The 23,164-nt window shown below is 37.7% G+C and carries 24 protein-coding genes; 21 read left to right on the top strand and 3 right to left on the bottom strand.

The window, feature by feature from the left end; genetic code table 11:
• The first annotated feature begins 37 nt into the window (after positions 1-37).
• Positions 38-1,315, top strand: a complete 1,278-nt coding sequence (locus V6C71_06395) for a glycosyltransferase family 4 protein (protein HEY9768126.1) — start codon at positions 38-40, stop codon at positions 1,313-1,315.
• Between the two features lie 48 nt (positions 1,316-1,363).
• Here the strand turns inward: V6C71_06395 and V6C71_06390 are convergent, their stop codons facing one another.
• Entirely contained in the window at positions 1,364-2,353 is a 990-nt protein-coding gene (locus V6C71_06390) for a DUF3102 domain-containing protein (GenBank protein ID HEY9768125.1), read from the bottom strand.
• Positions 2,354-2,793: 440 nt separating this feature from the next.
• Positions 2,794-3,540 carry a hypothetical protein gene (locus V6C71_06385; GenBank protein HEY9768124.1) on the bottom strand — a complete coding sequence of 249 codons (747 nt, stop codon included), beginning with the start codon at positions 3,538-3,540 and terminating at the stop codon, positions 2,794-2,796.
• A gap of 274 nt (positions 3,541-3,814) precedes the next feature.
• Here V6C71_06385 and V6C71_06380 point away from each other — a divergent pair, with 274 nt between their 5' ends.
• The 20 genes from V6C71_06380 (at position 3,815) to V6C71_06285 (ending at position 22,249) form a co-directional block, all read left to right on the top strand.
• Entirely contained in the window at positions 3,815-5,428 is a 1,614-nt protein-coding gene (locus V6C71_06380) for a sugar transferase (protein ID HEY9768123.1), read from the top strand.
• 54 nt (positions 5,429-5,482) lie between these two features.
• A complete protein-coding gene (locus V6C71_06375) occupies positions 5,483-7,660 on the top strand; it encodes a polysaccharide biosynthesis tyrosine autokinase (protein HEY9768122.1) in 2,178 nt (725 codons plus the stop codon).
• Positions 7,661-7,789: 129 nt separating this feature from the next.
• Positions 7,790-9,511 (top strand): ATP-binding cassette domain-containing protein, encoded by a 1,722-nt coding sequence (locus V6C71_06370; GenBank protein HEY9768121.1) that lies wholly within the window; start codon positions 7,790-7,792, stop codon positions 9,509-9,511.
• A 255-nt stretch (positions 9,512-9,766) separates the two neighbouring features.
• A complete protein-coding gene (locus tag V6C71_06365; GenBank protein ID HEY9768120.1) occupies positions 9,767-10,453 on the top strand; it encodes a class I SAM-dependent methyltransferase in 687 nt (228 codons plus the stop codon).
• 24 nt (positions 10,454-10,477) lie between these two features.
• Positions 10,478-11,389 carry a hypothetical protein gene (locus V6C71_06360; protein HEY9768119.1) on the top strand — a complete coding sequence of 304 codons (912 nt, stop codon included), beginning with the start codon at positions 10,478-10,480 and terminating at the stop codon, positions 11,387-11,389.
• Positions 11,390-11,449: 60 nt separating this feature from the next.
• On the top strand, positions 11,450-12,304 hold the full coding sequence (locus tag V6C71_06355) for a hypothetical protein (GenBank protein HEY9768118.1): 855 nt from the start codon (positions 11,450-11,452) through the stop codon (positions 12,302-12,304).
• Positions 12,305-12,391: 87 nt separating this feature from the next.
• Complete coding sequence (locus V6C71_06350; GenBank protein HEY9768117.1) at positions 12,392-13,408, top strand: hypothetical protein; 1,017 nt, start codon at positions 12,392-12,394, stop codon at positions 13,406-13,408.
• Between the two features lie 35 nt (positions 13,409-13,443).
• Complete coding sequence (locus tag V6C71_06345; protein ID HEY9768116.1) at positions 13,444-14,334, top strand: FkbM family methyltransferase; 891 nt, start codon at positions 13,444-13,446, stop codon at positions 14,332-14,334.
• A gap of 51 nt (positions 14,335-14,385) precedes the next feature.
• Positions 14,386-15,165, top strand: a complete 780-nt coding sequence (locus tag V6C71_06340) for a hypothetical protein (protein ID HEY9768115.1) — start codon at positions 14,386-14,388, stop codon at positions 15,163-15,165.
• 200 nt (positions 15,166-15,365) lie between these two features.
• Complete coding sequence (locus V6C71_06335; protein ID HEY9768114.1) at positions 15,366-16,220, top strand: glycosyltransferase; 855 nt, start codon at positions 15,366-15,368, stop codon at positions 16,218-16,220.
• A gap of 63 nt (positions 16,221-16,283) precedes the next feature.
• Positions 16,284-17,279, top strand: coding sequence for a KpsF/GutQ family sugar-phosphate isomerase (locus V6C71_06330; GenBank protein ID HEY9768113.1), 996 nt, complete (start codon positions 16,284-16,286; stop codon positions 17,277-17,279).
• Positions 17,276-18,007, top strand: a complete 732-nt coding sequence (kdsB, locus tag V6C71_06325; protein ID HEY9768112.1) for a 3-deoxy-manno-octulosonate cytidylyltransferase — start codon at positions 17,276-17,278, stop codon at positions 18,005-18,007. The genes V6C71_06330 and kdsB overlap by 4 nt, the downstream gene beginning before the upstream one ends.
• A 61-nt stretch (positions 18,008-18,068) precedes the next feature.
• Positions 18,069-19,004, top strand: a complete 936-nt coding sequence (locus V6C71_06320; GenBank protein HEY9768111.1) for a hypothetical protein — start codon at positions 18,069-18,071, stop codon at positions 19,002-19,004.
• Positions 19,005-19,327: 323 nt separating this feature from the next.
• Positions 19,328-19,612 (top strand): hypothetical protein, encoded by a 285-nt coding sequence (locus V6C71_06315; GenBank protein HEY9768110.1) that lies wholly within the window; start codon positions 19,328-19,330, stop codon positions 19,610-19,612.
• On the top strand, positions 19,605-19,757 hold the full coding sequence (locus V6C71_06310) for a putative PEP-binding protein (GenBank protein HEY9768109.1): 153 nt from the start codon (positions 19,605-19,607) through the stop codon (positions 19,755-19,757). The genes V6C71_06315 and V6C71_06310 overlap by 8 nt, the downstream gene beginning before the upstream one ends.
• 118 nt (positions 19,758-19,875) lie before the next feature.
• Positions 19,876-20,352 (top strand): hypothetical protein, encoded by a 477-nt coding sequence (locus V6C71_06305; GenBank protein ID HEY9768108.1) that lies wholly within the window; start codon positions 19,876-19,878, stop codon positions 20,350-20,352.
• A gap of 98 nt (positions 20,353-20,450) precedes the next feature.
• Positions 20,451-20,783 (top strand): Hsp20/alpha crystallin family protein, encoded by a 333-nt coding sequence (locus tag V6C71_06300; protein ID HEY9768107.1) that lies wholly within the window; start codon positions 20,451-20,453, stop codon positions 20,781-20,783.
• Positions 20,784-20,839: 56 nt separating this feature from the next.
• Positions 20,840-21,436: a GerMN domain-containing protein gene (locus V6C71_06295; protein ID HEY9768106.1), complete on the top strand. Its 597-nt coding sequence runs from the start codon at positions 20,840-20,842 to the stop codon at positions 21,434-21,436.
• Positions 21,437-21,456: 20 nt separating this feature from the next.
• Positions 21,457-21,606 carry an isochorismate synthase gene (locus V6C71_06290; protein HEY9768105.1) on the top strand — a complete coding sequence of 50 codons (150 nt, stop codon included), beginning with the start codon at positions 21,457-21,459 and terminating at the stop codon, positions 21,604-21,606.
• Between the two features lie 301 nt (positions 21,607-21,907).
• Entirely contained in the window at positions 21,908-22,249 is a 342-nt protein-coding gene (locus V6C71_06285) for a hypothetical protein (protein HEY9768104.1), read from the top strand.
• Between the two features lie 252 nt (positions 22,250-22,501).
• On the opposite strand, the gene V6C71_06280 is transcribed toward V6C71_06285, so the two are convergent.
• The gene (locus tag V6C71_06280; GenBank protein ID HEY9768103.1) at positions 22,502-23,149 is read right to left on the bottom strand and encodes an SOS response-associated peptidase; all 648 of its coding nucleotides are present in this window, start codon (positions 23,147-23,149) and stop codon (positions 22,502-22,504) included.
• Positions 23,150-23,164: the final 15 nt, after the last annotated feature.

The raw sequence follows: 23,164 nt of genomic DNA, 5'->3' as shown, positions 1-23,164 counted from the left end.
AAAAATACTCACAAATCTTAGCTGACTATTAATACCTATGAAAATTTTAGCTGCGGTTATTATTCCTCCCCATTTAAGTGCCAGTGGTGCTGCTAATGCAGCCAAGCATTTAAGCGCTTCGTTAGCCGACTATTGCGATATAGATATTGCTATCCTTTCGTTTGAGGAAATAAATAGTAGTTTTGGCAAGGCAAAGTTATTGGCACGAAAATCGTCTAATGTTTTGTCTTTTACCAGAGGATTATTACCCAATAAGTTTCGCACTTTGTTCTACCGATCGGATATTCCCTCTTTAATCCAACATGGAGACTACGATCTGGTTCATCTACATAATGTTATTCCGGCTTTGGAAGCCAAACGTGTAGCTCAAGCTTGCGTAAACCAAAAAATTCCTTATGTTATTTCAACTCATGGTTTTTGTGAAATAACCTCTGGTGGAAAAGCTTATTCACTAAAATATTTACATGAGAAATTGGCTTGGAAGTTCTGTATTGAAAAGCCTATAGATTATATAGTTCAACACGCACAAAGAATATTTGCTCTTTCTCCCCTGGAATATCCGATGTTGGCAGCCCTGGGCATCGAGAAGGAGAAAATACGCATTGTTACTAATGGTGTAGATGAAGCATTCTATTCTAGAAGTTCCCCACAACAAGTCCAGTCAATTACTAATAAATTTAATTTACCGAAATTGTCAGAAAAAAATGTGCCAGTGGGTATCTTTTTAGGAAATCACACTAAAAACAAAGGAGTTGATCTTCTTTTAGAAGCATTTAGCCAAGTTAAAACATCTTTTACTTTAATTGTCTGCGGTCAAAAAAGAACTGGTATTGACTACGATGCGGTTTCTCGCCAACTAGGCGATCGCCAAAAAATTATTTTTACGGACTGGATACCAGATCAAGATGTTATTTCTCTGTTTCAATATGCCGATCTGTTTGTGTACCCAACATTATCAGATACCTTGCCCCTCGTGATTTTGGAAGCAATGGCATCTGGTCTGCCAGTAATTTCAACTAAAGTAGGAGGAATTCCCTATCAGATCGACAAAAATTGTGGCATTTTGGTAGAGCCAGGAAATCCTCAAGCTATACAAGAGGCATTTGAGCAGCTAACTGAAAATAAGCAACGACTGGCGCAGATGGGTCATACTGCTTATCAAACTGTCAAAACTAAATTTAATTGGCGGCGCTCGGCTCAAACAGCTTTTACATCTTATCAAGAAATACTAGTCTCTGAAACCAAAAAGCTTAGTTATCCGTCTGCTGCTGCCAATTTGCTTACTGCCCCTGGAAGTGTCTTTGACAATCCCTAAGATTAGCTTGACTTAACTCTTCAAGCACTGCTGTTTCTGTCAACGACTTTACAGTTTCTCAAGTGGTGAAATTAGCTTCGGCGTTAATTTGGATTTGGCGATCGCCTTTTGACAGCGTTCTAGGATGGGATCCCCTGCTACAATAATTCTGCCTAGTTTATGGGCTGAATCAATCATGTTCTCATCTGGTAGCCAAGGAAAAAGTACTGTGCCGTCTGGTTCGCAAAGCAGTGAAATTAATGTAGAGAGAGATTTTGTTGACCAAGATGACTCTTTTAACAAAAGCAAATTTTCTACTTTATCAACTAACCAATCATGATCCCAATCACTAGAGGTAATCGCTATTGCGAGATCGGCTTCTGGTATATTTTGGTAGAATTGAGGGGACGCAGTGTCACCGTAAAAGAGAAAGTGCTGTTCTCCTAAACTATACCATCCTTGGGAGCGAAGTTCTGGCTCAACCGAGTCGCTCAAATCGTCTGAGTCTTGAGATTGTTCGGCTAATATTTTAATTGCCTTAGTAGCTTGAGGAATAATCGAAATAATTTGCTGTTGAGAAGTAGCCGTTTTTTCTGTGGTAACAGTAGCATTTAAGGCAAGTGACGGTTTTTCTTGCTTGGCAGCTAAACGAATATCTTTACGAGTGATCTTTTCTCCATCTTTTGCTTTTTGGATAAATTCCTCTCGCACTTGTTTGGGAGTAGATGGTGAAGATAATTGATAGAGAGCAGATGCTGCTATACTAACTTGTGCAACAGTTGCACGTTCGGGAAAAGCTTCGTAAACTTTAACAAAATTATACGCTGTGCGGCGACTCCAGCCAAATTCAGCTTTTAACCAGCTGTCGAATTGACCATACGCCAGTTCAGAACGCACTTCAAAAAGTTTTTGACCTATTTCCCATATATCTTGAGCCGAGCGTTTCAAACGCTCTTTAATTTCTTCTGTTCGTTGTTTGACAATCGAACGTTGCTCTAATTCCAAAACATTATAATCAAAGCTGTTGGAAATTTGGTTATTTTTTAGTTTTTTTTTCATTTTTTTAAATAATGTTACATAGAGCTATATGAATGAATTGATATAACTTTTAAAGATCTACTCAACATTTGTAATCCAGTTTACACTATGGCAGAAACCATTTTTCGTCTCAAGCAAAAATTATTGTTTTTTACAAGTCCTAGAGCGCATCCTGTTGTTTCAATAAGAATAGATTTATGATATTTTTGAGAAAATCTAGAAAAATTACATTTAATATAAGCGTAATTTTGCTATCAATAAAAAACCAGAGCAAAATTGCTTAAATTCTTGTTCTTTTAATTGTAAAGTGGAACGTGTCTCAGTATTATTGCTGATATTTTTGACTACAAAATTTAACAAGTACAAGTAATTGCTTGATGCTGCTTTACCTTGAAAAGTGGAGCGTATGCCATCTTAAACAAGCTGATATTAAGCGTGTAATTAATTTGTAATAAACACCATCAATAAGAAATAATCATTGGTATTGTCGAAAATGTAGCCAAAAACAATTGCTGCTGACAACCTTGGTCAAACTCTAGTTTTAGTTTTGGATAATTTTCTTGCTTTATATCGATCAAATCTAAAGTAGAAATTAAAGAAACAGTTTTAGTTAAGGGTTTAAAAGTATTAAGCGTAATTTGGATATTTGTTAGCTTGCTGGTTTTTGACTGAAGTGCCAGCAATCTTTGTTTGATCGCAGAGGCATTATCGAGCAAATTTTCCCAGGTGAGTGATTTAGAAACTATATAACAAGCTGGTTCCTGTAATTCTTGTAAATTTTTACTGGAGAAATTTATTTGTGAGTATGTTTGAATGCTGTTGATTTTTTGTCCATCAGCATTGTCACAACGACGTCTCGATCTAGGTTGCTGGCTGGTTACATAACGTAAAACAAACCCAAACGGAAGAGCTTGATTTCTGCGCCACTGAGTGCGCGTCATAATATCCATATTTGTTTGTGTCGAGTATCTGGTAGCTAGAGCTAAATTCTCTATTCTGATTAGCTCCAGAGCCATGTTTCCCAAAAAAAAGATGTTGGATATAGTTCCTTGTTCTAAATTGCGGTAGGTAAATTCAAAATGGTAGAAATTTAATTCCCGAAAAGCTTCTATTTCCGAGATGGTTTCGACAAAAATTAAAATGCGATCAATTTCGATTTCAAAGCAATTAGCAACTACTAGCTTCTTATATTTAATTTTATTTAGCATAATTCAAGACAATTAATTATGGTGTGCTATAGTTTGAGTTAAATCCAACATTATTTTATTTTCACCTCATTAAATATAGGTAAAGTAATATTTGCTACCAAATTTATCGCTTGATTTTTTTACTATTTAGCTAAGTATCGTAAGTTTACTCTGTATTACACGTTTTTGGATTATTGAGTAAAGTTTATACATAATCAACTTGGATAAAAAAATATAGAATTCTACAACAGTTTCCTCGAGAAAATATATTATTAATTAAACTGCGGTGTAGCCAATGCCACCAAAAAACTTGAAGCCGAGAAAACAGAAAATGTTTTGGCAGACATTATACGGTCAAAAGTTTATCGTTTTGTTAAAGCAATATTTGTCTGTGTCTGCATTTTACGGTTATTTGAGATCTGCACTGAGTAAAATACTCAAGACAGAGCGCTCTTTATTTGTTAGCCCGTTGCTAGATAATGCTTCTGAAATATTAATGGATATTCGCAATCCAACAGTTGTCAAGATTAGCGGCTGGAAAGCCTTATTTTTGCTGCAAATCTTTCCGATCGCTTTGTTTGATGGCATGGCGATCGCCTTTGCCTGGATAATAGCTCAAAAAGTCGGTACTCCTGTTAATAGCTATTTTATTTGGCGACCAAATCAAGAAGAACTTGGTTTTTTGTGGTTGATTGTTCCGATAAATTTATGTATGATGATTGCCTCGGGGATTTATGGAAGCGATCGCAAAAATCGCAGCTATTTAAATCTGTTTAAAGCTATTTGTTTGGCACAAGTTACTGTTTTGTTGGTTATCTTTTTGCTACAGCCTGGATTATGGATATCTCGTTCAGTCTTTGTCTTGGCTTGGGGGTTAACTTTAATCGTAATTAATAGCCAGAGAATATTGTTAAAGATAGCTGTTGTAAGTATTAAAACCAAATTTGATTGTTTTAGACATAAAGTGTTGCTTTTAGGAACTTTGGAGGATACTACAAAAGTTAAGCAATTAATCAACTCCACTAAAACATTTAAAATTCAAGGCGCTGTTGATTTGTCTATTTGTCAAGATCGTCAGAAATGGAAAAGGATTTTGAACCAATCTAGCAAGTATAAATTTGATGAAATTTTCCTTTGTTCGTGGGAGAAAGTCGAAAATCCGATCTTATTATCTTGGGAGTTAAAAACGGCGGGGATTGACTGGAGAATTTTAGCTGTCGATCTCAAGTTGCCCGAACAATGCTCTGAAATGGTAATGCTCGGAGGAATGCCTACGATTCGGTTTTGCTCTGCTGCGATTGTCGGAGTTGATTTTTGGTGTAAACGTATTTTCGATCTGCTAATTTCATCCTTGTTATTAACAGTACTTGCTTTTCCCCTATTGCTCATTGCTACGATGGTTAAGCTCGATTCTCCAGGAGCAATTTTTTATAAACAAAATCGTGTTGGACTTAAAGGTCGCTATTTCAAAGTGTGGAAATTTCGCACGATGGCAGAAAACGCCCATGAATTACAAGCAGAGTTAGAAGCTCAAAACGAAGTAAAAGGAGGAATTTTGTTTAAAATTAAAGAAGATCCGCGCATTACCAGAGTTGGCAGATTACTCCGTCGCTATAGTTTGGACGAACTACCACAATTGATTAATGTTTTGCGAGGAGAAATGAGTTTGGTCGGTCCGCGCCCTTTACCACTCCGCGATGTTGCCAAACTAGCTCCCTATCAGCTTTTGCGTCATGAAGTTTTACCAGGAATTACTGGTCTATGGCAGGTCAGCGGTCGTTCTGATACCGATTCGGAAGAGATTTTTAATTTAGACTTCGTTTACATCCAAAATTGGTCTTTAATTTTAGACTGGCAAATACTGCTGAAAACAATTCAGGTCGTGACCAGCAGTAAAGGAGCGTACTAAACTATTTGATTTGGTTCAAAAATAGTTGAAGAACATTAACAACCAGGTGAAAATATGATTCCAACAGTAGTTTCTAATACCTATGAAGAACAAATTGATTTTCAAAAATATTGGCTAGTTTTAAAGCGTCGTTGGCTACCAGCAACTGCAATTTTTCTCGGTGTAACTAGTGTTTTCTTGCTGTCAGCACTATCAAAACAACCTACTTATCAAGCCGAAGCTCAACTTTTAATTAGGACAGATAAATCCTCGAGGCTAGTCGGATTAGAAGACGAACGAGGACAGGTTGAAGTTCTGGGGAAAGATAGCAATCCAGTTGTAACCGAAGCCGAAATTTTAAAATCCAGACCGATTGTCGAAAAAGCAATTAAACAACTTAATTTAACAAACGACCAGGGTGAGTTTCTCAGCTATCAAGAAGTAGCCAGCAATCTCGAGGTCAAGCCTATTGTCGGCACAGATGTCTTGCAGGTTTTTTACCAAGATTCCGATCCAGCATTAGCAGCATTGATAGTTAACAAAGTAATCGACCTCTATGTACAAGAAGACACTTTGAGTAACCGCTCTGCTGCCGCTTCAGCTCGACAATTTATTAAAGCGCAATTACCTAAGGTCGAATCAACCGTTGCCGAAGCCGAAGCAGATTTACGTCGATTTAAGACTAAAAATAAGATTGCTAATCTATCACAAGAAGCCGCTAGCAATATAGATACAATTAAATCTTTAGAGCGTGAGATTGAGGGAGTAACGACTAACCTCGAAGATATTGATGGTCGATTTGAACAATTGCGTAGCCAACTAAATATTAATTGGCAAGAAGCCGTAGCTATTGGAGCTTTGAGTCAATCGGCTATGCCAGAGTTAATTTCCGAACTGCAAAAAGTAAGAATAGATTTAGTCAATCAGCGCGATCGCTTTTCCGAAAATGCTCCGCAGGTTAGGAGCCTAAAAGAACGCGAGCTAGAGCTGGAAACTCTTTTAGACAAGCAAATCAGACAAATTCAGGGCGATAATCAGGCAAATTTATTAAAAAACAAAATTTTAAGCATTAGTGCTAATAATTCCGACCAAACAATGATTAACGAATTGGCTACTATGGGAGTCGAGCGTCCGGGTTTAGTTAATAAATTGGCAGCACTTAAAAGTAATTTACAAGTTCGGCAACGAAATTTAGAAAATTTGCCTCTATTGGAAGAAGAACAGAGGGAACTAGAACGCCGAGTACAAGCAACACAATCTACTTATCAAACACTTTTAAGTCAATTGCAAGAAACTCAGGTAGCTGAAAATCAAAATGTGGGTAACGTTCGGATCATTGCTAATGCGGTTGAACCAGAAAAGCCAACTGGTTCGTCGAAAAAAAGGTTGGTTGTCGTCGTTGGCAGTGCGATGGGTGCTTTACTTGGCGCAGCATTTGCCTTTTTATTAGACTTTCAAGATCGCTCGATCAAAAATAGTAAAGAAGCAGAGGAAATATTCGGCTATCCCTTGCAGGGAGTAATTCCTGACCTAAATCAATTAAGAGAAGCTAAAGATGACAGCGTAGGTATCTCTGGAGCAAGCGATAATTCTTTAGTTCCCGTTCGAGAACCAGAATTTGCTACTCTAAGAACCAGAGAAGCCTATCAGATGCTACAGGCTAATCTCAAATTTCTCAGCACCGATTGGGACAAACAAGCGATCGCCATCACTAGCTGTGTACCTCAAGAAGGTAAATCTCAAGTAGCTAGCAATTTTGCCAGCTCCATGGCTCAGCTAGGAAAAAAAGTGTTGTTGATTGATGCAGATATGAGAAGACCGAGTCAGCATAAAATTTTAGGGCTGTCCAACACAGTCGGCTTAAGCAATCTTTTACTTCATCAAAGGAAATGGAACGAGGTAGTACAAAAAGTAATGCCGAATCTTGATGTATTAACCGCTGGACCAACGCCAGATAATTCAATATTATTACTGAACTCGCAAAGGATGAAAGTTTTGACTGAAACTCTTTTAGATAGATACGATTGCATTATCTTAGATACTCCCCCTTTAATCGGTATTGCAGATACAGTAATTCTGGGGAATATGGTTGATGGTCTTTTACTGGTAGTTCGTCCTGGAGTGGTAGATTACGAAAGCGCGATCGCTGCGAAAAAGCTGTTGCTCAATACCCAACAGCGTGTGTTTGGCATTGTCGCCAACGGGGTAAATATTAAAAATGAACCCTATACCAAAAGCTATTTAGAGCATTAATCAGCAAAAAACAACTTTACTAAAATTAATTTTGGCAATATGCTTGCATACTTCTCCAAAGTATTGTATGTCTTAGAAGGAAAGAGAAAAGGGCTTTTATTTCTTTTGTTTATATTCGCTTTAACATCTGTGTTAGAAGCCTTAGGTATTGGACTGATCGGACCCTTTCTGAACGTGGCTAGCAGTCCAGAATCCATCCACAAAATTCCCATACTCGATTGGGTTTATCGACAGCTAGAGTTGCAGGATAGCATCCAAGTAGTTCCGATCTTAGGCATTGGAATTGCGATTATATTTTGCCTTAAATCATTATTATACTTTTTGTCCTGGGCCAATATATATCAATATTCTTCTGAACTAAACCAATCACTAATTACTAAGTTATTAAATGCTTATTTGGCAGTTCCATATGCTTTTCATCTCAACCGAAATACTGCTAGCCTGATCAAAAACATTTTGATTGAAACTAGTACGTTTACCGGAGCTTGTATACTGCCACTTTTAAGAGCAACCGTTAATTTTATTGTTTTATTGTTTCTATTTTTACTACTTGCCAAAACCAATCTATTGCTACTAGCGATGATTATGGCAATTTTGCTACCTATATTTATCTTGTTTAATCTGCTGGGGAATAAGTTTAAAAAATGGGGCAGAATCAAGTCTGAATCCAAACAGGAAATGGTTCGGATTCTCAATCATGGTTTAGGCGGCTTAAAAGAGACGCGAGTTATCGGCTGTGAATCTTACTTTGAAAAACAGATGGCACAAAAAGCGCAACAATTTGCCCAAGCGGACAGTTTATTTAGTACCTCGCAGATACTCCCTCGCATTCTCATTGAGACAGCTTTAATTGTCTTTATTATGCTGTTCATATCTCTATCCATAATTTTATTAAAGCAAGATATGCAAGAAATAACTGGTACTATGGGGGTTTTTGCTGTGGCTTCAATGCGTTTGATTCCAGCATCTAGTGAGCTGTTTGGAGCGATCAACCAATTAAGAAACTCCAACTATGCTGTGAATATGCTTTATTTAGATCTTAAAGAGATAGACGCACAAGGAATAAACAAGCTCACTAAACTTAAACCCAGTTCTCAAATAAGTAGTGCGGTCGATTTTAAACGAGATAGAAAAGCGATCGCTTTTGGCAATCAGATTGACCTTGACCATATTACCTATAGCTATAACAATAGTTCCCAGTTGGCAGTTGAAAATGTCTCTTTAAGGATCAAAAAAGGTCAATCGATCGCCTTAATCGGTAAATCTGGCTCGGGAAAGACAACGCTAGTAGATATAATTTTGGGTCTTTTAGAGCCGAAAGCGGGAGATATCCTGATAGATGGTAAATCGGTATACAACAATCTCCGTTCTTGGCAGAATATGATCGGCTACATCCCTCAATCAATTTTTTTAACTGATGAAACGATTGAGAGAAATATTGCTTTTGGAGTTCCCGATCGCTTAATCGATCCTCAAAGAATCAAGAAGGCGATCGAAGCCGCCCAACTTGAGGAACTAATTACTCAATTACCAAAAGGAATTAAAACGGAGGTAGGAGAAAGAGGAATTCGTTTGTCTGGCGGACAAAGGCAACGTATCGGAATCGCCCGGGCGCTATACCATGAAAGACAAATTTTAGTTCTCGATGAGGCTACTTCTGCCCTAGACAATGAAACAGAGCGTTTAGTTAGCGAGGCAATTAAATCTTTAGCTGGAGCAAAAACTCTAATTATTATTGCTCATCGTCTTTCCACGGTAGAGCATTGCGATCGGGTTTACCTGCTAGACAAAGGTCGCATAGTTAAGTCGGGTAGTTACCAGGAAGTGGTTGTCGAAACTATGAATGTTTAGGAGTATAAATGTATACAATTGTCACTATTTCTCTCAAACAGTTTCAAACTAAAATTATTTCCAGCCAAAGAAAGTTGAGAGATTCTTTGAAGAAGATTTTCCCAGCTTCGATTATCAATATTAAACATCTCGCTAAACGAATTGTCAGTAAAAAATGTCAAACAATATACTGAGCCAGACAGCAATTAGGTTGTAATTCATTAAACGTCTTCCTAATCACAGAAAAAATAATTTATATTTTCAGCAATAATTATCATGCTCGACATAATTCAGCCAAAAATTAGGAAAATAGTCAGAAAACTAAAGCAAACCAACGACAATAACTTTATTGGGTTTGATAAATATGCCAAAAAGGGAGCCTATCATTGGGAAGAGTTAGCCAACGACGAATATTACCGAACCAAAGTAGAAATAGTCCGCTCCTATTTATCAAGGGAACACAATTGCCTTGATATTGGCTGTGGAGATGGAGCATACGCTGCTTTTTTAGCAAATAAATGCAGATATATTTTGGGGATAGATGCCGACTACGAAGCAGTTCGTTTAGCAAAATCAAAAGCCTCCCAGGCGAAAATTACCAACTGCGAGTTTATGCAAGCTCCAATTAGCAAAATAAACCTTAAAAACCTTGGTGTTCGAGAAAAATTCGATTTAATTTACTCTATGGATGTCATAGAACATTTACCCCAGCCAGAGGAATTACTTCAGGCTACGGTAAATATAGTCAAACCGACAGGTTTAGTTTTGATGGGAACTCCTTTATTTATTAGTCCTGAACTAGTATCTCAGTATCATGTCAAAGAATTTACCATTGAAGAAATTCGAGATTTAGTCTCATCCTATCTATTTGTCCAAAAAGAAATTTTACTGCCAATACCTAGAAAAGACGGACAAGTTCACAATGACAATTTTTATATATCAGTAGGAACTCCCAAAACTTGAGCAAAATTTAATCTGTATAGAACAATGAAACCAACTGTTTTTATTCACACTAATGCCCAACAGTATGTGGGGGCTAAAGTAGCAGAATACGCGCTCAAAAAAATGTCGCCTAATCGTGACAAATTCGAGGTTAAAATCCTGCACCTGGAGGACTATCCTTGCTTGTATGAGCGCGAAGGTCAACCTCATTTGCGTGGGGCTGGAAAGCCAGTGTGGCATAACTGGGATCTTCAGTCTTTCACTCCTCTGCGCTTTCTTCCTCCTCAACTAATGAATTATCAAGGAAGAGCCATTGTGATCGATCCTGATATCTTTGCCTTGACTGATATCTACGAATTGTTGACTCGCGATATGGAAGGGAAAGCCATCTTTTGTCGCCAAATCTGTCCAGAAGATCCTGCTACAGCTCCATTTTATGGCACTAGCGTGATGCTGCTTGACTGTAGCAAATTGACTCATTGGCAATGGGAAAAACAAATTGAAGAAATGTTTAACTTCGAGCGTGACTATCAACTTTGGACACGTTTATGTATGGAGCCAGAAGATAGCATCGGACTCTTAGAAGAAGAATGGAATCACCTTGATACTCTCAATGAGAAAACCAAACTACTACACAATACAAGACGCGAGACTCAGCCGTGGAAAACTGGATTACCAATTGACTTTAATCAACCAAATCGAAAATCGACCATTCCTAAAAAATGGGGCTTGATACCAGTGCCATGGATTAGAAGAACCAAAGCTTTGATTCAGGGCAAAGAATATTATCCTTCTCACATATACTTTAAGCATCCAGACTCCAATCAGGAAAAACTTTTTTTCTCATTATTACGTGAGTGTTTAGCTGAAGGTATCTTCACCGAAGAGTTACTGGTTTCAGAGATGGAAAACAACCATATACGCAAAGATACTCTACAAATGCTGCAATACTCCTAAAAATAAAGCAGTAAACAGCATTAATTAACTTAATATTTAATTCAAATTGACGAATGAATTATGAAATTTGTCTCTGAACTTTACGACAAGTACCCAGGTAGCGATATTTATGTTATTGGCACTGGAGCTAGTTTACGGGTTTTTCCTTTATCTTTTCTGGAGGGCAAGATCGTTATTGGCTTGAATATGGCATGGAAAGTTGCTCCTGTGCAGTATAGTATCACTACTCATCCTGACCTAAATATTCCTGAATTTATGCCCAGCGAGGAAGCACATCCAGAGATTACTTGGATCTCAGGCTATTTTAAAACTGAAGCTGGAATTGCTTTAAAAGGAGTCACATCTCCCGAACTGATTGAGTATGCTAAAAATAATTTCTATTTTTTCGACTATCTCCAGCCTGGTAAGATTAATACTCAGCCTCCTAATCTACCATGCGATCGCGGTAGAGTAATCGATTGGGTAAGAACACCCACCGAAAATTATTTATACTTCTGGGGTTCTGTATCCAATGCTGGGGTATGCTTAGCCGCAAATATGGGAGCTAAAAATATTATCTTAATCGGCTGTGATAACTGTTCGTTACTTGCTAATCATCATGCCCATAATCAGCACGTTAGATGGAAAGGAGTTGACCCCAATCAGCGATATAGACAATACTACGAAGGTTTATCCGAAGTACGAACTGCGCTGAGAGAACGTGGCGTTAATCTTGTGAGTCTAACCCCTTTTATGACTCTAACTAATCCTGAAGAAGATTTTGAACATCTTTGTCAGGAACTTAATCAGCCTCAGTTCATTGAAAATAATCTTGATGTTTCTTTAAAGACAAGTTGGCGAAGCTACTCTAAATATTATCTAAGTCAGTTGCAAAAAACTGTTAAGGAAAAGGGAAAAAAAGTAGTTCGTCTTTAATCTTAGCTCTTATTGCACCATCGGTAAGAGCAGAATGAGCGACGAAAAGAACCTAACTGAGTCTTAATCAAATAGAGTATTGAGAAAATGAATAAGTATATGATTGCCTGGAAATCACCTGGAGGTATTAAGTCAGCTAGTTTTCGATATCGCGCTTTTTTACCATGCAAGTATCTAAGACAAAAAGGATGGTCGTGCGAGATATTCAACTACAAAAATCTAGAAAAGTATCAAATAGTAGTCTTTCAAAAGCTATACGATCGCGAAAATTTAGAGCTGGTAAAAATACTCAAAAGTAAGGGTGTAATAACCATATTTGATTTGTGTGACAACCATTTTTATTATCGACTGGAAGATGCCTTAGCTCTTGCCGAAAGAACAGAAAGATTACAAACAATGCTTGAGCTTGTAGATGTAGTTTCTGTATCCACACCAGAATTAAAAAACTTAATTGGTGGCAAAACTGACAAGATACCAGTGGTAATTGATGATGCGATCGAACTACCTAGACTTAATATTTTAAGTAAAGAGTATTTAAAGTTAAGGCAGAAAATTACTAAAATTAAAAATAACTGCCTTAACATAATTTGGTATGGTAATGCTGGCACGACTAATCCTCCCTACGGAATGATTGATTTGGTAAAAGTATTACCTTCTCTCGAAAAACTAAACCAAAATATACCGCTCAGCTTAACAGTAATTAGTAACTCAAAAACTAGTTTTAAACAATATGTTTCTTCGGCTAAAATTCCTGTAAAATATCATCCTTGGCAACTCTCAAGTTTTCCTTATATTTTTAGCCAAAATGATGTTTGTATTATCCCAATCAGTCTAAATCAACTAACCCGATGTAAAACTAACAATCGTTTAGTCTTATCTCTTCTTTTGGGTGTTCCAGTTGTTGCCGACAAAATTCCTAGTTATGAAGAGTTTAGCGAGTTCGTTTTATTCTCCAATTGGGAAAAAAATCTGCATCGATATGCACTTAATTCGATGCTCCGCCAGCAGCATATCGAGCAAGGCAAAGAATACATTGTGGCCAAATATAATCGAAATAGAGTTGTCTCCCAATGGTCTGCTTTATTTCAAACATTACTTGCTTAAATTAAATACATTAGCATAAATAGTCTTTATTTAAAATGAAAAACTTGCTGAATAAAATGCTTACCCAAAAACAATACCAAGATTTAGCCAATACTAAAAAAGAAGGATTTAGGTTAACAAAAAGTCTTCTTTTGTCGCCAGTCAAGGCATTATCACCTACCTTAAAATTAAACTTAAATTCAGAAATTAATGTAGTTGAAAAAATGGATTATGAACGCTATGATATTTGGCTCAATATTGACTCGCAAACCGAATACAAAGTTAGACTTAATTCATGCAAAAAAGAACCTGATACAGTCGAGTGGCTCGAAAGCTTTTTACAAGAGGGAGACGTTTTTTATGATATCGGTGCTAACGTGGGAGTTTATTCTTTTGTTGCTTCAAAATATTTTGCCGAAAAGGTAAAAATATATGCTTTTGAACCCGCATTTATGAACTTTGGTCAACTTTGTAAAAATATTTATCTTAATAAGTGTCAAGATAATATTATTCCTTTACAAATTGCTTTATCCGATCAAACTATTCTGGATAGCTTTAATTACAGCAGTTTGACCATCGGAGGAGCGCAAAATACATTAGGAGAAGCTATTGATGAAAAAGGTCAAGCTTTTGCTCGTGTGTTTAAACAATATATTTTAAGTTATAAAATTGATGACTTAATTGAAAACTTTGGATTGCCAGTTCCTAATCACCTTAAAATTGATGTAGATGGAATTGAATTTCTAGTTTTAAAAGGAGCTGACCAAACTCTGGCTAATTCTTTAGTACGCAGCCTAATAGTTGAGTTATCCGAAGGAGAAAGAGAACAAGAGGTGATTAACTATTTATTAAATAAAGGGTTTCAATTACATTCTAAATATCCAAGAGCAACACCAGGTTTATTCAACTATATTTTCCAACGTGTAACTGCCAATTTTTCTGACTAATATCTAACTAATACTATTTACTAAATGGATGATGTTTGAGAAATAAATATCATGAAAAACAAAAGTTTTATTAATTACGAGCTATTAAAGTCTTTTGAGACGAAACATTTTATTCACAATCGACCTTTTCCCTGGTATAATTTTCATAACTTGCTAACATTAGAAGGTTTTGAACAGCTATTAAAAGACTTTCCTTCATTAGAACTATTTGAAAAACACCAAGGGCTAGAAAGAGTTTATAGTCAAAGACCTCACGATCGCTATTATCTTGCTTACGAAACATCTATCTATCGTCAAGTAGAGCGTAAAGACAAGGGAATTATCAACAAGAAAGACTTGCCCACAAGCTGGCAAATGTTTGTGCATGAATTAGAAACCAGTCAAATTTATCATAATTTTATTAAATCTCTGTTTGAGGTGGCAGATTTCCAAATTCGCTATGCTTGGCACGTGGGAGTTACTAATTCTGAGGTTTCTCCTCACAAAGATGCCGAACAAAAAGCTGGCACTCATATTTTTTATTTTAATACCAGCGATGATTGGGATACATCCTGGGACGGTTCGACTTTGGTGCTGGGAAACAAGCTTAAAGATGTCATGAATCCAGATTTTAACGATTTCACTACGGCGATACCAACTCAGTTTACTAATAACCATAGCTTTTTGTTTAAAAATACCCCTAATGCTTGGCACGGCGTAAAACCTTTAACCTGTCCACAAGGCAAATACCGCCGATTATTTAACGTTATTTTTGAGTTTCCGCAGATTAATCACCCTTTATCTTTATCCAAAAAATTACTGCAAAAAACTTTATCGGGTTTACGCAACTAACATCAACAAATTGCGATCGCGTAACGCGACGCGAAGCTAAGGCGCGTTTTGAGTGGGAAGATTCCCTCTCATTTGCCCTAAAGGATAAGCTTCGAGAGCGAAGGGCGGAGTGCGGTTTATCCGTGAATCCTTTAGGAAAAGCCGCCGCTAGTCATGCGCGGGTAATCGCCTGAAACAAGATTGTAAAGTAGGAGCAGCCAATGAATGATCGAGAGCGCGTACCCGTATTTATCGGTTCTGGAGAAGCTAGTCTTTTAGAACGAAAAGTAGCGATTTATTCTCTGCACAAACATACTAAAAGAAAGCTAGATATTTATGTATTTAACGGCACGCACAACGCCATTGAACTAAACGATCGAGAACCTTTCCCCGCACCGCTATCGCTAAAACTCAAGTACCACAACATTACCGAGTTTAGCCTTTACCGATATTTAATCCCTCAGCTATGCAACTATCAAGGCAAAGCTATTTATCTAGACTCAGACACCATTTGCCTAACTGATATTGGCGAACTGTTGGATACTGCCCTTAACGGCGGCGATTTTGGGGCAAAAAAAGATGCTTATCGCTCTATGGAGTCAAATCTCTGGGCTTTGAGCGTAATGCTAATCGATTGCGCTCGATGTCATTTTGAATTAGCAACTTACTACGAAGAAATCGCGCAAGGATTATATAGCCAGAAAGACTTCGCCTGCATGAGTCCTTCCTTTCTTAAGCATCATCCTTATAAAATCAGCCAACTCGATCCTAGCTGGAATGTATTAGACTACGCCGATCGCAGTACTAAATTAATTCACTATACTAACCTCCATACTCAACCTTGGAAGCATCGCGATCATCCCTATGGAAAACTTTGGTTTACCTACTTTCATGAAGCGATCGCCGCAGGCTATGTCACGCAACAAGATATTGATTTAAGTTTGGCTCGCTCCTACGTCAGACGGGACATCATGAAAGGTAACTCGCCTTCACCATTAAGACTGGACTATCTCAAAAGGTATATCGGCGTTGCCAAAAAATCGGTGCGCCGACTTTACCAGCCAGAACCAGCATGATGTTGAACCCATTCCGAGATCAAAGCGAGCGAGATAATTTTTAGATAATTAATCAGGAGCGTGATGTATCTATCCAAAGGCTTTATTCGAGTCAATAAATTTGCCGATATTCTTAAACTAGAAGCTCGCGCTATCGATCGAGCAGCGCAACAAATGCAGCTAGATCAAGTAGAACAAGCACTGACTTTACTGTCAGATTGTCAGGGCAAAGTAATTTTGGCGGGGGTTGGTAAATCGGGAATTGTCGCCCAGAAAATAGCTGCTACCTTAAACAGTATTGGTACTTTAGCCGTCTCTCTGCATCCGTGCGATGCCTTGCATGGAGACATAGGAATTGTCACTACTGCTGACGTGGCAGTAGTTCTCAGCAATAGTGGAGAAACCGAAGAATTAGTCACTTTAATTCCCGCCCTCAAACATCGGCGAGTACCAATTATTGCCATTGTCGGTAACATTAGCTCTACTTTAGCCCAAAGAGCGGACGTTTTTCTGGACGCTACTGTTGATCGAGAAGCCTGTCCTTTGAATTTAGCACCTACTACCAGCACGACGGTTGCTTTAGCGATTGGAGATGCTTTAGCCATGACTTTGATGCAGATGCGCGGTATTACGGCAGAATCCTTTGCGATTAACCATCCCGCAGGACGCTTAGGTAAACGTTTAACAATCAAGGTAGGCGATTTAATGCATTGTGGCGATCGCAATCCGACTCTCTTTGCCGAAGCCGCTTGGATTGAAGTGGCAAGTGCGATTAGCTGTGGTGGTTTAGGAGCGGTAAATATTGTCGATCGAGCTGGAAATCTGCTGGGCTTAATTACCGACGGAGATTTGCGTCGCTGGATTGGCAAAATTAAACCAACTGAGCTAGAAACTTTAGAAGCTGAAAAAATTATGACCAATAATCCGACAGTTGTCACGCCAGACGTTCTGGCTTATGATGCCCTCAAGCTGATGGAAGAGCGAACTTCTCAAATTGATGTATTACCAGTGGTGAATCATCAAGGTTGCTGTCTGGGTTTAATTCGGCTTCACGATATTGTCGGGAGTGGTCTGCAATGAAAATCTTAGCTGTTATTCCCGCTAGATATGGCTCACAACGTCTTCCAGGCAAAGTAATGTCCCAAATTGGCGATCGCCCTATGATTCAGTGGGTTTACGAAGCCGCCAAAAATTGTGCTGATTTTGAGCAAGTGGTTGTGGCAACTGACAATCAAATCGTAGCCGACTGCGTGCGACAATTTGGCGGCGAGGTTGAAATGACTAGAGCCAACCACATTACAGGTACGGATCGCGTAGCAGAAGTAGCCGAGCGCTATCCTGAAATGACCGCAATTGCCAACGTTCAGGGAGATCAACCCTTTGTTACTCCAGAAATACTTTCTCAGCTAGTCAGTCCTTATCTTAAAGGAGAATCACCTGAGATGACTACCGTTGCCTGTCCGTTGGAGATGAACGCGGGTTATCAAGACCCCAATACGGTTAAAGTATTATGCGATCGCTATAATCGCGCCATTTATTTTTCTCGTGCTTCAATTCCTTACTTTCGTAACACGGTTGACGTTCCCGTCTTCCATCATTTAGGACTTTATGCTTTCCGCCAGGATTTTTTGAGCATATATGCCAGTTTAGAACCGACACCAATCGAATTAGCCGAAGGGTTAGAGCAACTAAGAGCGATCGAACACGGATTTGCGATTCAGGTTTGTCCGATTAAACAAGCCCTATTAGAAGTTAATACATTTGATGAACTTCTAAAAGCTCGGTCTTTAGCAACAAAAATAGATTGATCTCCAATAATAGCATTACCCTTTACTAGATTATCTAAAAGCTGCACTTTAACTAAAAAAAATGAAAACTGCTTATATTCACATTGGTACACATAAAACTGGTTCAACTTCCATTCAATTTTTTTTGTTCAAAAATAGAAAAAAGTTAATTGACCGAGGCTTTTTATATCCCTTATCTAGAATACCTAGAAAAAAGCTTTTTGGTCAGCATCATTTGGCTGCTGCTTTTTTGGAAAAGCTGAAGCTTAATACCTATAATCCTCATGCTGGTGGATGGGAACAAGTTATAATTGAGGCTAATTCTTTTCAGGAGCGAAATCTTATAATTAGTTCGGAAAATTTTTGTTTACCAAGATTCGATCTAGAGCAAATTTATAAGCTCAAAGAATACTTGTCACAGTATGCAGTAAAGATAGTAATTTATTTAAGAAAACAAGATGATTATTTAATTTTTCCATACTGCCAGTTTATAAGATCTGATAAATATTTTGATAGTTTTAAGCAATTCATTATCGAGCGAAAATTATTAATTAATTATTATCAAATTTTTAAACCTTGGCAAAAAGTCTTCGCAATCAAAAATATTATTGTCAAAGTTTTTGAACCAGAACAATTTAAAAGCAATTTAATTGATGACTTTTTGGATACCATAAATTACCCTCAAAATCGTAGTGATTTTATCAAAACATCAAAGCAAACTGTTTCTCCTTCAATCAAACAAACAAATTTTAAACTATATTGCAATCAAATTGCTAAACAATACTTTTTTCTTGCTCCTGAACAATATCGAGATAATTATTTAACCAAGCTGAATAATAAACTGAAAAAACCGTTAATAATTGACAAAATAATTAACATCATACCAGATTTTATTGTCAGTAGCCAATTAATATCAGTTGAAGAAAAAATTGAATTAATGAAAGAATTTGAAGAATCCAATCAAAAAGTAGCAAGGGAATATTTAGCTCGAACTAATGGTCAATTGTTTTACTCATAACCGATTAGTTACAAAAGCCGAAAATATTATAATCAAAATATACTAATTTTCATAGTCGTGAGGCATAGTTTTCCCTTTTATCTTATTCTTTAAGTCTTAATTCACCATACTTTAAACAGTTTTTTAAATACAAGGAAAAACACATAAGGGTTTGAGATGCTTTAGTTCATTGTGTTTATGAGGAGAAATCAAGGCTTTTGCTCTTTAGATTAAAAAGTGTCGCAACTGTTGTATTCAGCAACGTCAGAAATTAACCACCAAGTAACAATATCCTCACAAATTCTTCCATGTAGGCAATTGAGGTAGAAGTTAAATTAGGATTGATGATTGTAACAGCAGATAGTGACAGAAAAATTCTGCAAGATAAAGAACAAGCTTTTGTTCTCTGGTTTGAGGATGTGGGAATGTCAGATGTTGCTCTTCTAGGGGGTAAAAATGCCTCATTAGGAGATAGGTTGGCGGGGTACAAGTCGCTTTACGATCCGAAATATCGCGCAGCCTTTGCCTTAGAATGTCAGGCATTTAAACAAGTCCGCGATAATATGGGTTTAACCAATGTAGTCCCGATGATTCCCTTTTGCCGTACCCCCACTAGCAGAAATGGCTAAACAGGGATTAGTTCAAAGCGAAAACGGTTTGCAAGTATACGTTATGTGCGAAGTTCCTAGTAACGTCTTGCTAGCTGCTGAATTTAGCCAAGTATTTGATGGTTTTTCCGGTTCAAACGATTATATTACTTGTTCTCTAGGTTAAATAAAAACGAGCTAAATAATCGCGATCGCCAGTCACAAATCTATCTTTTAATCTGCTTCACAACTTCTTCAAATTATTAGCTTAATCTCAAAATACAGACGAGTATTGGAGATAACTTATGACTATCAGAGAAAAACACCCAACAAAAATCAGCTTTCCTTTTGATCTGTATTTTAAACAACTATTTTCTACTGATACCTACGTCAGATTGATTAATCCCTTTAGCTTTTGGCATAAATACAGAAATAACCATTTAGAAACCTGTTGTCAACTAGATATAGTAGAATATTTAGAACGCTGTCACCAAATAGAATGGCGACGGGCAAAATTACTCGCTCATCAAGAGACTAAAAACTTTACCGAAACGTCTACCCTCAGTTGCTTTCCTTTTAGGCAAATAAAGCCAAATATGGTTTTTATTTTTCAACCTAGTATTAAGCTTAAATATCGTGGCGTCATATATCAAACCCAAGAAATTTTAGGGATCAATATTAATCACGTTAAAATCGATCCTGGTTTAGTCAACATAAATAGCGTCGAACAACCTCTAAACGCTGACAACATCAATACTCCAGAAAAATCTGGTAGCAATTAACCAACTAATAGCATCAACATCTAGCCATCTTCACAAATTCTTCAAAGTTTAGCTCTATTCTAAAATCATCAAAGAAAAAGCAACAGAAGGTGAACGCAATGAACGAGGAAGAAAAAACTTGGTGTCCAGCTATTGAATTTAATGAAACCGACAGGGAGTTAATTCTTAAGGCAGAAGTTCCTGGAGTTGAGATTAAAGATCTCAACATTAGTGCCGAACCAGAATCAATCTCAATTTCGGGAATTCATAACCACCACAAGTTATCAACTGAAACAGAACTAATTCCTTCTCAGCTTCACTATGGACAGCTTAACTGTAATGTTTCCCTGCCAGTAGAAATTCAAGTGAATCATATTGAAGCCGAACTCATTGATGGAGTGTTAACTGTAATTATGCCCAAAATTAATGTAGCAACTAAGCTGAATCTCTAACAATTGAGCTAATCAATAACGGCAGAGTTTTAGCTCTAAATTTGAGAGAAAGAAGCATGGATGTACGCAATAAATCACCTAACTCAACACCAATAATAGTTGGTTTTTCGTTGTTATTGATTGGAATAGGCGAAATGACCGCTCTTTGGGCATTGACCAAAGCAATCCTGCCAATTGTTACAGAATCATCTTCTGTGGTAGAAGTACAGCCAGCCAAGTTTAGTCCTCAGCTGTATCAGTTGGAAATAGTTGATAGTCGTATTCGGTTGATCCCAAAAACCATCGACACCGCTGCTACTTCAACTCAAATGGCATTAGAACACGCTTTAGACGAGTTACTTACTCCATCTCTAGCTTTCGATCCAACGACTACAATTCCTCGGGGAACTCGTTTACTTAATTTGCGAACCAGCAAAAACGGTGTATATGTGGATTTATCTCAAGAGTTTACTCAAGGCGGTGGTAGTAGTTCAATGATTTATCGCGTAGCTCAAGTTCTTTATACCGCAACGAGCATCGATGAGCAAGCACCAATGTTCTTGTCTATTGAAGGAAGACCTCTAAACGAAGATTATCCTCTCGGAGGCGAAGGATTACTTCTCGAATATCCTCTGACAAGACAACAATTTAACCAAGATTTCCTTTGGCAATAATAATTTAAGAGGTAAAAAATATGAAAGTTTCTACATGGATACAAGATACAGTTCAATATCTTTGGAACGGAGTCTCAAGACTTTTCAAACCTACTGATGATGATTATCCCAAAACTGGAGTTCAGCCTTACAAGGGCGATCCATGTGACGATCCTAATAAATATTCTTGATTTCGATTTCGCGATCGCTAGTGGGTAGTAGTGAGACAGTTGCCTTGAAGAAGTTCATTCATGCTTTTTGACCGCGGAAGGCGGTGAACGTTACTCTGCCTTTTCAAGGCAGAGTAACGTTCACTTCAGGGCGTTGGTGATTGGATTAAGATATGACAAGATTAAAAATCATATCCCGATTCACCAACGCCATTTTTTTCATCACAAACCCAATCCTCAACTGCATAAAAAAATAGACCAGTCGTAACTAGTAAATGTAAGCAAAACACACACACTAAATCTTACTTTTACGAGGTCTAAAATGAAAAAAACTACATTATCCATTCTTACTGCTGTTATCGCTTTCGCTCCTCTAACTGCTTTCGCTCAAGACGCTCAGACTAGCATTCAAAACAACGCTAATTCGGCTGCTGCTGTCGGTACTAGTAACCTCATCCACCAGAACACCGACCAAAGTAGTTACCAAAACCAATTAGACTTAGGTGGCTACGGTTATACCACTCCCGATGCTCAAACTTCAGTCCAATTAAACGCTAACGAAGCTGCTGCTATTGGTACTGGTAACGCAATCGTTCAAGATGCGAATCAAACTAATGTTCAAGACCAAGTTGATGTAAATCAATACCTTCCTCACGGCTACTAATACCATTTCTCAAAAGTAATCACAAACTTGGTAGTAGAACGTCTAGATTAATTTGTTGGGTATTGAAAATTAGTTTGAGCCCCCTAATCCTTAAGGTTGGGGGAATTAGCCCAGCATTTTAGCCTAGACGCGCTAGTAGAACGATAGTAAAACCCAACAAAATCTTTTAATCGTTGGGTTTCGTGCCTCAAACGCCAGTTGGCGATCGCGTCGCGCCGCGCGATCGCAGTCGAGAATTTTAGACATTTTATTTTACGAAATTGGCTTGATACATTCAGGAGTGTTATTTTTAGGACTGTTAACCTTCTTGCTAACTGGATACAGTTCCAAATCTACTTCAGGTAAAGTATCAAGCAATTGTTTTCTCTCATCTAATTCACCCAACCATGAATCATAATCTTTGGGCTGAATGATGACTGGCATTCGATGATGAATTTTAGCTGCTTCAGTATTTGCTTTAGTCGTGATAATCGTACAAGTAACAAGCTCATCGCGATCGCTACGCCAAGATTCCCAGAGTCCAGCTAGGGCAAATAATTGACCGTCTTTCTGCTGGAAATAATAAGGTTGTTTATCTTTAGACCACTCATAAAATCCCGATATGGGAATCAAACAAGGACGATGCTTGAATGCGCTTCTAAAGCTCGGCTTTTCTGCAACTGTCTCGACACGAGCATTAATTAAATTGCTTTTCCAACTGTCCAAGCTTTTCACCCAGCTTGGAACTAAACCCCATTTCATCTTTTCGAGAGAGCGTTTGCTTGCCTCATCTTTTTTAATTGCTAATATTGATTGTGATGGAGCAATATTATATTGAGAAGAAATAGATTCATTAATCTCTACTTCAAACTGTCGGGCAATCTCATTGGCTGTTGTATCTAAAGTAAATCGTCCACACATAGCTGATAAAAAGTA

The sequence above is a fragment of the Coleofasciculaceae cyanobacterium genome (assembly GCA_036703275.1).
Taxonomy (GTDB): domain Bacteria; phylum Cyanobacteriota; class Cyanobacteriia; order Cyanobacteriales; family Xenococcaceae; genus Waterburya.
The sequence above is the reverse complement of the archived record's forward strand: the minus strand, read 5'-3'. Positions and strand labels throughout refer to the sequence as shown.

Bases quoted from the DNA above. Each gene is read 5' to 3' on its own strand.
- V6C71_06395 (HEY9768126.1), top strand. From the start codon at position 38: ATGAAAATTTTAGCTGCGGTTATTATTCCTCCCCATTTAAGTGCCAGT.
- V6C71_06390 (HEY9768125.1), bottom strand. From the start codon at position 2,353: ATGAAAAAAAAACTAAAAAATAACCAAATTTCCAACAGCTTTGATTAT.
- V6C71_06385 (HEY9768124.1), bottom strand. From the start codon at position 3,540: ATGCTAAATAAAATTAAATATAAGAAGCTAGTAGTTGCTAATTGCTTT.
- V6C71_06380 (HEY9768123.1), top strand. From the start codon at position 3,815: ATGCCACCAAAAAACTTGAAGCCGAGAAAACAGAAAATGTTTTGGCAG.
- V6C71_06375 (HEY9768122.1), top strand. From the start codon at position 5,483: ATGATTCCAACAGTAGTTTCTAATACCTATGAAGAACAAATTGATTTT.
- V6C71_06365 (HEY9768120.1), top strand. From the start codon at position 9,767: ATGCTCGACATAATTCAGCCAAAAATTAGGAAAATAGTCAGAAAACTA.
- V6C71_06360 (HEY9768119.1), top strand. From the start codon at position 10,478: ATGAAACCAACTGTTTTTATTCACACTAATGCCCAACAGTATGTGGGG.
- V6C71_06355 (HEY9768118.1), top strand. From the start codon at position 11,450: ATGAAATTTGTCTCTGAACTTTACGACAAGTACCCAGGTAGCGATATT.
- V6C71_06350 (HEY9768117.1), top strand. From the start codon at position 12,392: ATGAATAAGTATATGATTGCCTGGAAATCACCTGGAGGTATTAAGTCA.
- V6C71_06345 (HEY9768116.1), top strand. From the start codon at position 13,444: ATGAAAAACTTGCTGAATAAAATGCTTACCCAAAAACAATACCAAGAT.
- V6C71_06340 (HEY9768115.1), top strand. From the start codon at position 14,386: ATGAAAAACAAAAGTTTTATTAATTACGAGCTATTAAAGTCTTTTGAG.
- V6C71_06335 (HEY9768114.1), top strand. From the start codon at position 15,366: ATGAATGATCGAGAGCGCGTACCCGTATTTATCGGTTCTGGAGAAGCT.
- V6C71_06330 (HEY9768113.1), top strand. From the start codon at position 16,284: ATGTATCTATCCAAAGGCTTTATTCGAGTCAATAAATTTGCCGATATT.
- kdsB (HEY9768112.1), top strand. From the start codon at position 17,276: ATGAAAATCTTAGCTGTTATTCCCGCTAGATATGGCTCACAACGTCTT.
- V6C71_06320 (HEY9768111.1), top strand. From the start codon at position 18,069: ATGAAAACTGCTTATATTCACATTGGTACACATAAAACTGGTTCAACT.
- V6C71_06315 (HEY9768110.1), top strand. From the start codon at position 19,328: ATGATTGTAACAGCAGATAGTGACAGAAAAATTCTGCAAGATAAAGAA.
- V6C71_06310 (HEY9768109.1), top strand. From the start codon at position 19,605: ATGGCTAAACAGGGATTAGTTCAAAGCGAAAACGGTTTGCAAGTATAC.
- V6C71_06305 (HEY9768108.1), top strand. From the start codon at position 19,876: ATGACTATCAGAGAAAAACACCCAACAAAAATCAGCTTTCCTTTTGAT.
- V6C71_06300 (HEY9768107.1), top strand. From the start codon at position 20,451: ATGAACGAGGAAGAAAAAACTTGGTGTCCAGCTATTGAATTTAATGAA.
- V6C71_06295 (HEY9768106.1), top strand. From the start codon at position 20,840: ATGGATGTACGCAATAAATCACCTAACTCAACACCAATAATAGTTGGT.
- V6C71_06290 (HEY9768105.1), top strand. From the start codon at position 21,457: ATGAAAGTTTCTACATGGATACAAGATACAGTTCAATATCTTTGGAAC.
- V6C71_06285 (HEY9768104.1), top strand. From the start codon at position 21,908: ATGAAAAAAACTACATTATCCATTCTTACTGCTGTTATCGCTTTCGCT.
- V6C71_06280 (HEY9768103.1), bottom strand. From the start codon at position 23,149: ATGTGTGGACGATTTACTTTAGATACAACAGCCAATGAGATTGCCCGA.